We start from the raw sequence: 12155 nt of genomic DNA on the forward strand, positions 1-12155 counted from the left end.
TTCAGGTAAAGGCAGAGGGTCTGGATATCCCTGTCATTCATGACCTTCAATGCCTGTTGTCTGACTACTGAGAAGGGCTGATTGTCATCAATATTCTCGTCAACAAACAGGTGAAGTAGCTCTGCCGCTTTCGTGACATTGTCCGCAGCTGACTGCCAGGACAGGAACACTGCTTGTTGTGCAAAGGCGTTGGCGGCTTCCTGTTGTTTTCGGATATGGTAAACAAACCCATCCGTCAGGCGCTCCAGTGCAAGTTGCATGCGCTCTGTCAGATGACACAGTAACCACAGGTGCTGCTGTGAGCGTTTGAAGCGCCGCACTTTACTGCCGTAGTAATCAATAAGGCCGCTGAAGTGTTGTCGATTTTTTAGCGACAGATTGAGCCTGTCCACAACGTCATTTATTTGCGTGTGCCATGGTGCTAACCGGTGGTAAATGGCGAGCTCTTTTTTAAGCTCAGGCACGGTCAGACTTTTGGCACCACCCCTGAGATGGCTCAGACTCAGCCCGTCGTCTTTAGTAGTGATTATGTTGTCCAGAAAGACGTTAAGTTCATTACTGGTAAGTTGATTCAGTTGGAGCGTCAGGTCTTTTCTGACCTGTTGCATTGTGCGGCTTATCAGTCTTTGAAGCACGGAGTACTTAGGAATGGCAATGTTATGGCTGGCAAGGTATTCAATGGCCGCATCAAAGAGGTGTCGAGGCTCCAGCCAGGCATGACCAATGTAAACCAGGTGGTGGCACAGAGCATTGAGGTGCTGTTTTTCATTCCACTTATTGTAATTTAGTAGACGCAGTATCCTTGAGTAAATACGGTCACGCTGCATTTTACTGACACTGAAAGGCCTGATCCCTTTACCTCTTTGAATTTGGGAGGCAATAAACTGCATGTCGATACTGATATCACGGAAACTCGGAGCAATGATCACTGGCTTAGATTTAAAATAGCCCAGAAGCGCCACGAAATAACAACGATGTTTAGTAAGCCTGATAGTACGGCATTCGGCCTGTTCTACATCGTTTAGCGAAAAATACAAACGTTGTTCCTCAATAGAAAACTGAGGTGCTGAATACAAGTCTCGTTGTTCTGCCTGAGTCAGAATCGAGAGTTCATTACTAATTGCCATGATGAATAAACGCCAATATGATTGATGGTGTTTATATAAGATGGCAGAATATTGGAAGGTAACCCACCGCCACAGACCATATAATATAATACCTGTAGCGTTCTATGTTACTTTAGAGGGGAAAATCCCTAGAACCCCAAGAAGTTACGTTCCTTGAGTGCCTTAGCTAGCAACGATTCTGTAGTCGCTTGAAGTACGTTTAAAGATTTTAGATGTCCTATTAGTCTACCCATCGTCTTATCACTAACTTCCTGATCAAAGCTATCAAACTTAGCCTCCCACTCCTCTTGGGTGTGCTTAGACTTTGCCTCTCTTTCGTATAAATCACAAAAGATGAGCAACTGAATAATCGATTGCTCCACACATTGAGCACGATACATCGCTAAACCGTAATATGCGTAAACTTCTTTACAATGTTCTGATTTGTCCATAATAATTTTTTTTCGTTTGGGTCATATTTTCTCCACCTAACAAGGTGGCTAGCTCAAGATCTACATTTATAGGTCCCAATTGCACAACATCTCTACAAAGATGTATTCATTTAGCAACTAATTGACGTAAATTATTCTTCAACTGTCTAACTGTATCTGATTGAGACACTTCCCATTCTTTAGAAAGATACTGAATTACGGTATCAACATCTGAGGGGAACAGTATTTTTCCCGAAACTTTCGCAAAAGGTCCATCTGTTTCTAGAAGAATTTTATCTTTAGGTAACCAAGATATAAGTCGCTTTCCACGTGCTGAGAAAAGCATTGCTGGTCCAACTGAAAAATAACAACCTATATCGACAGCTTCTAATAACTGTTTTTTTGTCCCCAAAAACCAGTGGAGAACAGGGATGCCTGCTTTCGGGTGTTTTTTCAGACACATTAAGGTTTCGTCTACTGCATTCAGGCTATGTATTGTTAGAACTTTATCATTGAATGACTCACATTTTTTCAGAATGTGATTAAAAACCAATAATTGGTCATCAAAATGCTCTCTCCAGCCTTTTGATCCATCTAGTCCAATCTCACCTATATATTTAGTTTTCTCTATAAGTCGATCGAAAATTGGTAGTTCATTTTTCCTTAAATGAGCTAGCTGAGGGTGCAATCCCAAAGCGGTTTTGCAATGCTTAAGCCCTTTTGTGAGATTAACAGTGCCTTCGAAGGCTGAAGGCACTGTTGTTACAGATAATACGTAATAGTTTGAGCGTTCAATGTCATCCAATACCTTCTGATGTTCGGGGTATAGATCAACATGGCAATGCATATCCATCATGATGTTTTGTTAGCCTGTATAAACACTTCAACTTCCATCAAACCACGCTTAAGCGTTGATTCCAAGGCATTACGTATAGACTTATCTAGTGGGATTGGACCAGATTTACGTAGCCAAGATTTGTAATTATTGGTTTGCTTCAACCGGATAATGGCTGTTTGAACTGCTTGCAGGTCGTCTCTTGTATCCTTCTCTTTAATTAGCGTTTTCAATCGCTTTGTTTTATATGGTGCGTCATCATCAAAGCCAGCATGATGAACAGATGCTCTTCTAATTAGACAGGGCAAGCAGTGCCCACATTGTATGTGTTCTCTGTGCCAGTGGCTGCATGAAACGCTTAGCGGTACGGCTTTTTTAATAGCGTTTTGGTCAACGCACTCAGCCAACATCTCCCCCTTTGTTTTAAACTGATAAGGGTTTACGAATTTGACGTCAAAACCTATGCGTGTCAGCAATTCTTCCAACCTCTGCAAGAAGTTGGGGTGTGTGGTTCTCGTACTGTGACTACCTATTCGCCTTCTAGTTAGTGGTGGATTGATTGAGATATAGCCATTCTCAGGAACGATAATGGTTTTAATACTGGCATCACAGTTAGCACTTCTCAGTGCGGAAATGCCCAATACGGCCATCGCCAAGAAGTTAAAGCTTCTCCCACGCATACTTATGTCCGTTCTGCCTTCATATGTTTTAATTATATGAGGAGAAATTGAATAGGAGAGCTCAGCAAATGGAGAAGACAACAAAGTCTTAATTTCTTCCTGTTTTGCACCATCTCCACGATAGGCGTGACTTACTAAGAGAGGCTTATATTCTGACTCTCCATTAAGGATATCAATAGCACCCACTGCACTATCAAGACCGCCAGAAAATAGGCAAACAGCATTTTTTCCTAGAAGAGTTTTGGCTTTATATTTAGCCTGCTTACTTATCTTAGGTTTAGGCAGTTCCATTGATGTCTGCTCAAAAGTGAACATCCATTGATCGCCAGTAAGAAAGTTCAAAATTGAACTCAACTCAGCGCTTTCTGCATTCCATATATTCGGTTCACTTACAGGGATGTGAAGGTGCATTTGCCTTGACCAAGCATTCTCAGCCTTCTCTCTTAACTCAAAAGTATCTGCTGCGGTAACAGCGGAAGCAATTGTAATTAAATCGATTGCCTTAGGCTCAACAGCAACTCCCAAGTCTCTTACTGTTTGCAGTAGTCCTCTGGAAGCTAAGCTGTGTTTTTTTTGATCATATTCGTGAGTGTGGAATAGTTGTACAGGGTGGCATGACTCTGAATATTCAGGTAGTTGGTTTGGATTATCATTGAAGTAAAACTTAGTCATCGAAACTCTCCCATTCTTCAACGGTCATTGCGATGGTATCAGCTTGAATCTTGGTAATGTTATTTCTGGTGATATTGCTAGGGTTGCCATTAGTGACCTTGTCTAGCTGCTCCTGAGCTATTACCTTGATAAGCTCCCTTAGCTCAACTTCCATGCTATGGTGCTTGCTAGCAGGTTCTACGTGGAACCAAGCCCTGCCCATGCCTTCAACCACATCTTGGAAAATCAAGTCAGTTAAATAGCAGCCGATGGCTTGTTGGATTACTTCTTCAGTAAAACTATTTGGATCGAAATCTTCTGTATCTGGTAGCGCTTCTTCCAGCGCGTAATCTAAGGCAATTCTCACAGAGTCTGAGTCAGCATTATCAGGAGCCAAATGTGAAGCAATTCTATCAATAGCTTGGTCAGTGGATAGGCCTTTCAAGTCATTTAAGGAAAGGCTTTGGTTGTTGACAGTAACAGTGTCTCCACGCATTACTCCAAGTAAACCAGTACCAGCCGTTATCCCACTAGCCAACCTTCGGCTTGTGGTTTTTCCACCACCAGAGCCTTTTTTAGAATAACTCTTTAGTGCTCGCCTTAGATCAGAGCTTGAACCTCCGGCCTTGGCATAATTCCCGAATTCTCTTCTAGCTCCTGCAAAACGGTTTGCAGGATTGGCAGTACCAGATGGTTTGCCGATTTCCTGCTGAACTTTTTCATTGTCGATTTCCTTGTCACCTTGATTTTCCCCGTCCGGGCCACCAGTATCTTGAGCTGGCTCAATTGTTACAGGCGGACTTTGTTCAGCCCATGACGGAATGAGTGGGCTCTGGTTATTAGGGCCAGTTGATGATGCTGAAGTACCCATTAATACCTACTTTTCTAATTCCTTGATAATTACATTCAACCACCTTTGCTTTGGCAGTCCCTTCACGTAAGTTAGTAGCGCCTTTTTACATTTAGGCTCTTCAACTGCTAGTAGTCTCGCGCCATATATGCCTGGGGGAGCTTTTGACCAATCACTTACAGTCCTGAAGTTTTCAATTAGTCCATCCATCACAGCTAAATAGTCTTCTCTTGGGGTCGCTGCTATGGCATTTTGGTTTGTATGGCTTAGTCTTTCCGTTTGTTTCATTAAATCCTTCACAAGCTTTTGAGCAGCGCCGGACATAACTGCATTCACTAGGCCCATGGGGATACTCTCTCTACTTAAGTATGCCGCTGGGGTCAGGTTCACATTTGCAAACATCGGTGGTAGCTTCGACCACTTGTCAAGAAAGGCTAAATCTAGCTTCCACTCTTCTGGTAAATCCATATCATCGAATTCAGCTTCTGGATCTTCCAATTGAGCCAGAATCTTTGGAGAACCACTCTCTGTATCAATCAACTGATACAGTTTGTTTGTTGCTTGAGTCCCCAAACAACGCTCAAATATCACCAATTTGGTAATGGTTTTCTCATCCAGCTGCATACCACGACGGAGTGCTGTTTTTCTTCTCATTTTCACCTGATTTAAGAGGCGTTTAACAATTCGAGGGTTCCCATTTATATTGGAGGACTCTGCGAGCAATGGAGCAAGTTGTTCGGCCACGATGAACTTACTTCTGAGTTCGTCCTTACCCTGAACATCTTGAACTTTATCAACGTCCAAAAGCTCATCGACTGATATGGGTGACTGCTTCCAAGATAGCTGAAGAGACTGCTCTAGGCTTTCCCTAAGCCCCTCAAGCTGGTCACTCGTAACGCCATGATCTTGAGCTGTCAACATCATCAGGTAAGCTCTGATTTCTAGAGTACCAGGTCTTGGAACGTGTACTGGGATTTGAATTAATTTATCTAGGTAGTCTGTTTGGTGGCGCTGCGAAGCTCCCTTGTGATATTCCGGCACAGCTAAGCGGATCATATCTTCGTCTGCCGCAATCACGAATGCTGTATTTGGTAAAAACAAAAATAGTCGTATCGCTTCCAGCGTCGAAATTGCATTAAATGGCGAGCAACGGTCCAAGTTATCGACATAGACTATGAGTGGTTTATCAAATTCACTCAACAAGTCTGAGTACGCATTGCGGAACTCTTTAATTTCTTTTGGGGGTGAAAAAGCCTTTTTAGGCTTTAAAATTTCTTTGTTATCTTTAGCTATCTGCTTCGCACCATCTACTGCATCCTTGGCATCACCAAAGTCTAGTTCGCGATCCTCTCCACCACTGAATAGCCCCATCAACTTCTGAAAACCACCCATGGTGGGAACGCCAGCTAAAGCTGCACCACCATCCATCAATAATCCCAAAGATCTAATGATGTCAACACGTCCTGCAAACTCTTTAGCCTTCTTGCTCAAGCTGGCGTTGTCTTTCGCTTGGTTTACCAAGGTAGATGCAATTGTCTCTAATAGAGCCGCTTTAGCATCGTCATAGCCTTGATACATCCATGCATCGAAATGGACTTGAATGTAGTCTTGCTTCTCTTCAGATATTGATTTTTTGGTTAGCTCTAAGATTGTTGATTTTCCTGCCCCCCAATCCCCAAAAACGCCAACAGATATTGGCATCAATTCCTTTTCGGTGATTAGATCCTTAATCGATTCGGCAGTTTCACTAAAATTTAAAAAGTCTAGTGAGGACTCTTTATCAGACCACATTTAAACCCCATTTTGTCTACAAAATAGCTGTTTTCAACACGCACTATTTTCTGACTTTTAAGTCAAGCCCCAAAACTAGAGCGTTGGAACCATCTTTATTTGTTAAGACTTCTATTTTATTTGCCCGTACACTGACTTCTTCAGGTAACTCATCTTTAGAACAATGGATTACAAACTGAGTTTTGGTATTCTTGTAGCGGCTAATTAGCCCTTCATCTATGTACTTTTCAACATCTAATGGCGTTGAAAAAATATCCATATTCCTTTGAAGCTCTTCGGTTTCCTTAGTGTTCATATCTTCCTCATTTCTGCCAAAGCTATAACAGTCTATATCAAACTAAATATTCTGTTATTAGGAAAAATAGGTCAAATGATGACAAAAGAAGTGTGTCCCAAATCAGAGTCTGGCAAACTTCGGGGCATTTTCGATTTAGGAATGGCAGCGTATCGATTGCGATCGCGGCTATTTTAGCATGAGACTTTATTACTCTCTCACAGTAGAGTTAAAATAAAGCTAATCTGGTAAATAAAACGTCGGAACTGATTGCCAGGACTTTAAGTGACTATAAGACAGGAATCGAACTACCTGCCAGTTGCATTTGATACTTATTATCCCTGCTGGCAAGCGAGGTGACGAGCTGGTAGCTATTGCAATAGCTCAGAACAAGTGCTAGCCACTGGACGATAAACCTAACTTTGAAAGACTCTCTTCTCCTGTCAACACTGGGTGATAATGAAAGTGCGGTTTTAGACTTTCAGCAAACTGACTGACAACTTTTGGAAAGCCACTGTCTCCAGCTTGACTCTCGTAAGTTGAAATAAACGTAAAATCTAGTATCTCCATAGAAGGCAACGTCAACCATGCGTGAATATTGGCCATATTGGTAGGTGAACAGTCTAAAATTGATGACTTGATATCATCCTCAGTTAACTCAAAATATTTATTTCCATCAAATGTAATAGATCCAATAGTGAATATTGGTGGCGCTCCGTAAAAATGTTCTACCGCTTTCATTAGTTGAGAATGAATATTTAGACACTGTCCTACGAGATCGGTGTCTTTTAGTGGGTTATATAGATAATTTAGAAAATCCAAGCAATTTTGAAGGTTTTCATCACTACAAAATTTCGCATCTAAAGCCTTAAAGCGTGTATCAGACAATTTAAGGTACCTTGAGCGCTCAATCGCCAATTCGAACTCTTCCAAATATCTCAACTTCTGCTCCTAAGCATAAACGCCCTATTAAGGTTTGAGCAACGCAATACTGATGCCGCCGCATACCACCTTCATCACCTAAACCAACGCATAGTCAAAATGCCACACGTGCCGAATCACTCTTGAACAATTTGTTATGTTCATAGCTACTCTAAATCAACACTAAGGTTACTATCATTTTGGCCAACGGTTGTAGATCCAATACAGACATCTTGAAACACCACCAGCAATTCCTCCAAGTAGGATCAATGCCAGACCTTTAAACCCGGAAGATAGAGCATAGCCTAACTGTATTGATGTACTTCCCCAGCCGTTGGATAAGCCAGTTGATATAGCTAGTCCGAAGAGAATGATCAAGATAAAGCTAGTAATACTAATTTTCCACATTTTCATTACCAGAGAGAAAGCGAATGCAATGTAGATTAAGACCCTCAGCAATTCGATGAAGCCATAGTTAGCCATCCCAGCAAGAACATAGTTAATCGATTCGGTTAAGCTTAAAACCGCACTAAACAGAGCAAATATGGCCGCCCCCATGAAGATTACTTGTGGTAAATTGCTAACTGAAAGGTATACAAACAATCGGTTAAACAGCTGAGTAAAGAGTTTCGTCAATTTGTGTAATGAAGTGCGTACAGGGAATCCTATTTTGATCATTACTTATTTTCCATTGCTCTTAGCGCCTCACCCAGTAGCTCTTCTGTACTTAGATTTTTGTTATTAGCTAGGCTCTTATCAACTGTTCTCAGTGCCTTATATTCTGTACTTGTACTTTCGCCATCGATGTCTTCTTGTCGACGTCCATATGCAATGTAAATGTTATGAAAGACTCGATTGCGCTCCTCTCCAGTACAATCTAAATTTGCCAATTGCTTTTCAGCACCTTCAAACATGATGTCTAAGCTATCATCTGTTTTGGCTTTACAGAAATGCCGATAGGCTGTATCAATGCTTGTCTCTGTAGAAACGACAAATTTTTTCGTATTCATTTTAATAATTTTCTCATTCACTTAGCTAGAGTAATACTAAATCTATCCATGTAAGATAATATTTCAATTTCATTTTTATAAACTTCGGTAAGTTTACGTTTAGCTTTATTATACGCCCCTAACTTTCCATACTTCTCCACGGACACAACTGTAGTCTTTGTCGATAATGATCCGTCATCACCATATACATACCACTTGGCCAAATAATGGAGTTTTTTTCTTCGAGGGTCTGATTTGATAGGTGCGTTCTTTTCTATTAGTTTCGGCTCTAGACTATGGGGTAATCGGGTAAACAGTTCAGGCTCATTCAAGACTCTTTTCCAAAGCTTTTTCCCCCACAACTTTATGCCGATTTCGTTCCTTAACCTAATAGCTTTCTTTAGACCTTTCTTCTCTCCAATACGGATATAACCAACCGATCTATGAAGAATTTTATCTTCGGGTGTATGGATGTGAATCTTAAATGCAGTCTCAGCTTTTGAGATAAACCTAAGACCAGTGTTTGTCTCGAAATTGGATTTCATGTTCTAAGCTAATTATCCGTATAATTAATTGATATTTAATCTTCGTATTTACTGAGTTTGGTCTCCAAACTAGTGATCAATTCCGGTAGTTTAGATACATACTCTTTAAGCATAGTTATTTGATGTTTAGCTAGGCTTCGCGCTTGTTCAAGCTCCCTAGTTGTCACTAACTTTGAAGCATCTCCTCCAATATTTTTCCAAAGTCCTGCATCAAGTCTCTGGTTTTTATACTGTAGATCACCACCTTGAGTGCGAAAGCCGGTATCGGTTTCTTTGATTGCGATACGCTCTTTGATTTCCCCAGCTCCAACGGTGTAAATTTTAAAGGGAGCTTCGACCTCGGGTTTTCTTCTCGAAGACATGGGAATTCCTGCAATCTTACGACAGGTCTTGCAAATAGGTTTTCCGCTTAGTTTTGCATTTTCTATACTTTTGTGGGGGTCATTACTAAACCAAAGGTGTTTACCACATAGTGAGACCCATTGGCTTTCTTTGTTCTTACTCACATCGTGGTTAATATCAATAATACAAGGCATGTATATTCCTCAAACCTATCATGGCATTACTCACTATCAGAAAGTGTGAAGGGACTTCTTTGAAGTATCGCGTTTAAGGGGTAATTCAATCATCAAATTTACTCGGATAATTTAGCACATCACACACGTGCTGTCGATTAATTTCTATCCAATCACGATTTACTGCACCCCAATCTATTATCTTAAACTCACCACCTTTAGTGTGTTCAATTTTAATCTCCAATTCATGAATAGCTTTGATAGTATCCTGTGCCGTTCTACGAGGCATATTCGTTGCTTCCACTATTGCTGGGACAGTGTTAAAACCTCTATCAATTAGATATGCAACTAACAAACGTCTCAGAAATGAGGTTTGAGTTTTACTCGGCTTATTATCGTTCATGCTATCCTTCTTCGTTAAACAAGTTTTTTTTGAACAGTATTCATCATCTTCGGTAGGTAGTAATTCCCATTACACTGTAATATCTTACGTCATGACCTAGTTAACAAATGGTTTTCATTTAACCTAGCCTAGGCTTAGTAAACCATCTATACAACTAGACCACGACACAAGTGACAACGTCACGCAAAACTCAACCAAATTACTTTATGTTCCCGAACATATGCTTTAAGCAATGTGAAGTTCCAATATGCTGGTACAGTCTGTGTGAACGTAGTTTGTTTAATAGATTCGGACTCTTTAAATGCTTTATGCAGTCTTCGACTTCTCCCCGAGTAAAGAAACTACTTGGCATATTAAAATTAGTCGGGTGTACTGCCAAGCACCTCTCATTATTTGAGTCGGTATAAGTCATTTCAAACTCTAATTCCGGGTATATTTTCTGTAGCATGTTGATCTCATATACATAGCCCATATACTCATGATCAATGAACCTTTCGTGAATGTTTACGTTAGAAAGAGGGGAGGTATTTCTAAAAACTTCCTGGTTGTGGTGATAGAGGAACCGCGCAGTTATGGTCCTATGTTTTCCCTCTTCAATGAAGTAAGCATCCTCAACTTTTGTAAAAGAAATACCTGGTTTTACATGATGATCTAAATAGTAATTTGGATTTTCTTTGAGTTCCATTAGGGCTCGCTCAATACGTTTTAAGTGACGCCCACCTAAACAGTCCCCCCACTTCATCGCATCATAGCCTTGGCTATGACCAACAACGCGCTCTAAAGGAATACTGCCAAATCTCTTCTCAATATGTGGAAATAGATAAATTCCTCTACCCGTCAGATAATCGTCGAGAGGGAGTAATTCCGTATTGGTGAAATAAGCCGGATTTAGTCCATTTAGCTCCAGTATATTTGTTTTGATTGCCATACTCAGTTCCTCGTTAGTTTTTAAAGGTTTTAGCCACCGATTCGCTGGTGGGCTAATGAGCATATCAAGCAAAATGTCATCTCTACTACCTGAAGTCCCGCTTTTTGGAAGTCCAGTGATCGTATAGATAGAGTCGATTTATTCACATACAACCCCATCACCATCTCTATCGTTCATATAAGAGTATGCAGGATGTGATCTTCTTACTGGTGCAATACCATTTCTGATAGCTTCCTTGCAAGTAATCCTACCGTTATTATCTTCGTCATACATAAGTAACGGGGCGGACTTTGAAACGTTTCTCGTGGTTTTTATACTTTCCTCAGCAGGTTCATGTACGATCATTTCAGTGCTTGTGCAGTTTCTTAGTACCGAATCTAACGTTTCCACTTCTCTGCGGTCTACACTTAGAGCGTATTTCAACTTTACCTCGACCACTCTATTAGCAAACCAGCATCTGTTTTTTGGGGTAACCACTCTCCAGCGTCCTTTCCACACTTACCGTTGTCACCACAACGGTTTACAGTAGGTGAAGCTAATGTAAGATTCAGGAGGTCACTGGCAAATTGAATGCGCCTTTCACTAGATTGTGAGCACATTCCGCTATCATGTGCTTCACTTGTTGACACTATATGCTCAATGTCTGTGTATCGGTCAGATTCAAAGTAACTGCCAGTATAAGGGCCATATATCAATCCCCCCATACTACTTACTATGTGATCTTCTACTCGTTGAGAATAGTTGTATTGTTGAGATTTATCGTATGGAGAACATCTATTCTCAGGTTTGACTATTAAACCCCGCCATATCTCGCTTGAATAAGCATCAAAAGAAACCAATAAGATGCTTGTAAGTACAGCTTTAGAAATTCTTTTCATAAACTTCCATTGATTATTATGGTACTGCAATATACTTGAATGCACTAAGCCCAAGCCTTTTGGCATTTGCTCTTGCTGCGGCCTTATTCTTGAATGGATAGATCCCATAACTAGCCAATGTATCTAGTGCCACATCTACCGAATCAATTAACCAAATATCACGAACACACGGAGGACTTCCAGATACTTTAACGTGAAATAAATCTCCATTTTCATCTAATGAAGAAATAGTTTTGGAATCCACATAATTTAGATCAATGTGAACTATCTCACCGTCACTTTTGTAAAACCTGGGATAATTATGAACTGTAACTAGAAGATATCTCATACTATATATTTGCCTTTTGTAGTTAATTTG

Annotated in this window: 17 protein-coding genes; all 17 read right to left on the reverse strand. The window is 40.7% G+C overall.

Annotated features, from left to right (window positions below):
* Positions 1-1127 (reverse strand): DUF4158 domain-containing protein (locus R7H07_RS20120; protein WP_206926118.1); only part of this gene is annotated, 1127 nt, incomplete at its 3' end.
* A 128-nt stretch (positions 1128-1255) separates the two neighbouring features.
* A complete protein-coding gene (locus tag R7H07_RS20125; protein ID WP_077284361.1) occupies positions 1256-1558 on the reverse strand; it encodes a hypothetical protein in 303 nt (100 codons plus the stop codon).
* A gap of 106 nt (positions 1559-1664) precedes the next feature.
* On the reverse strand, positions 1665-2393 hold the full coding sequence (qatD, locus tag R7H07_RS20130; RefSeq protein ID WP_025634089.1) for a Qat anti-phage system TatD family nuclease QatD: 729 nt from the start codon (positions 2391-2393) through the stop codon (positions 1665-1667).
* Positions 2390-3724 (reverse strand): Qat anti-phage system QueC-like protein QatC, encoded by a 1335-nt coding sequence (qatC, locus tag R7H07_RS20135; RefSeq protein WP_025634087.1) that lies wholly within the window; start codon positions 3722-3724, stop codon positions 2390-2392. The genes qatD and qatC overlap by 4 nt, the downstream gene beginning before the upstream one ends.
* Complete coding sequence (locus R7H07_RS20140; RefSeq protein ID WP_054574966.1) at positions 3717-4574, reverse strand: hypothetical protein; 858 nt, start codon at positions 4572-4574, stop codon at positions 3717-3719. The genes qatC and R7H07_RS20140 overlap by 8 nt, the downstream gene beginning before the upstream one ends.
* A gap of 6 nt (positions 4575-4580) precedes the next feature.
* The gene (locus tag R7H07_RS20145; protein WP_025634902.1) at positions 4581-6344 is read right to left on the reverse strand and encodes a P-loop NTPase fold protein; all 1764 of its coding nucleotides are present in this window, start codon (positions 6342-6344) and stop codon (positions 4581-4583) included.
* A 43-nt stretch (positions 6345-6387) separates the two neighbouring features.
* Positions 6388-6639: a hypothetical protein gene (locus R7H07_RS20150; protein WP_025634901.1), complete on the reverse strand. Its 252-nt coding sequence runs from the start codon at positions 6637-6639 to the stop codon at positions 6388-6390.
* Between the two features lie 375 nt (positions 6640-7014).
* Positions 7015-7506, reverse strand: a complete 492-nt coding sequence (locus tag R7H07_RS20155) for a hypothetical protein (protein WP_139351521.1) — start codon at positions 7504-7506, stop codon at positions 7015-7017.
* Between the two features lie 228 nt (positions 7507-7734).
* Positions 7735-8217: a hypothetical protein gene (locus R7H07_RS20160; RefSeq protein ID WP_025634898.1), complete on the reverse strand. Its 483-nt coding sequence runs from the start codon at positions 8215-8217 to the stop codon at positions 7735-7737.
* Positions 8217-8549, reverse strand: a complete 333-nt coding sequence (locus tag R7H07_RS20165; RefSeq protein ID WP_029811850.1) for a hypothetical protein — start codon at positions 8547-8549, stop codon at positions 8217-8219. The genes R7H07_RS20160 and R7H07_RS20165 overlap by 1 nt, the downstream gene beginning before the upstream one ends.
* A 17-nt stretch (positions 8550-8566) precedes the next feature.
* A complete protein-coding gene (locus R7H07_RS20170) occupies positions 8567-9073 on the reverse strand; it encodes a hypothetical protein (protein WP_029811849.1) in 507 nt (168 codons plus the stop codon).
* 35 nt (positions 9074-9108) lie between these two features.
* Positions 9109-9609: a hypothetical protein gene (locus R7H07_RS20175; protein WP_025634894.1), complete on the reverse strand. Its 501-nt coding sequence runs from the start codon at positions 9607-9609 to the stop codon at positions 9109-9111.
* A gap of 85 nt (positions 9610-9694) precedes the next feature.
* Positions 9695-9991, reverse strand: a complete 297-nt coding sequence (locus R7H07_RS20180; RefSeq protein WP_025634893.1) for a helix-turn-helix domain-containing protein — start codon at positions 9989-9991, stop codon at positions 9695-9697.
* Positions 9992-10190: 199 nt separating this feature from the next.
* Positions 10191-10919: a hypothetical protein gene (locus R7H07_RS20185; RefSeq protein WP_025634892.1), complete on the reverse strand. Its 729-nt coding sequence runs from the start codon at positions 10917-10919 to the stop codon at positions 10191-10193.
* A gap of 138 nt (positions 10920-11057) precedes the next feature.
* Positions 11058-11264, reverse strand: coding sequence for an excalibur calcium-binding domain-containing protein (locus tag R7H07_RS23950; protein WP_077284359.1), 207 nt, complete (start codon positions 11262-11264; stop codon positions 11058-11060).
* 80 nt (positions 11265-11344) lie between these two features.
* Positions 11345-11905: a DUF1524 domain-containing protein gene (locus tag R7H07_RS23955; RefSeq protein ID WP_077284357.1), complete on the reverse strand. Its 561-nt coding sequence runs from the start codon at positions 11903-11905 to the stop codon at positions 11345-11347.
* On the reverse strand, positions 11814-12125 hold the full coding sequence (locus R7H07_RS20190) for a hypothetical protein (RefSeq protein WP_025634888.1): 312 nt from the start codon (positions 12123-12125) through the stop codon (positions 11814-11816). The genes R7H07_RS23955 and R7H07_RS20190 overlap by 92 nt, the downstream gene beginning before the upstream one ends.
* Positions 12126-12155: the final 30 nt, after the last annotated feature.

The organism is Vibrio sp. Vb1127, assembly GCF_033338735.1.
Lineage (GTDB): Bacteria > Pseudomonadota > Gammaproteobacteria > Enterobacterales > Vibrionaceae > Vibrio > Vibrio alginolyticus.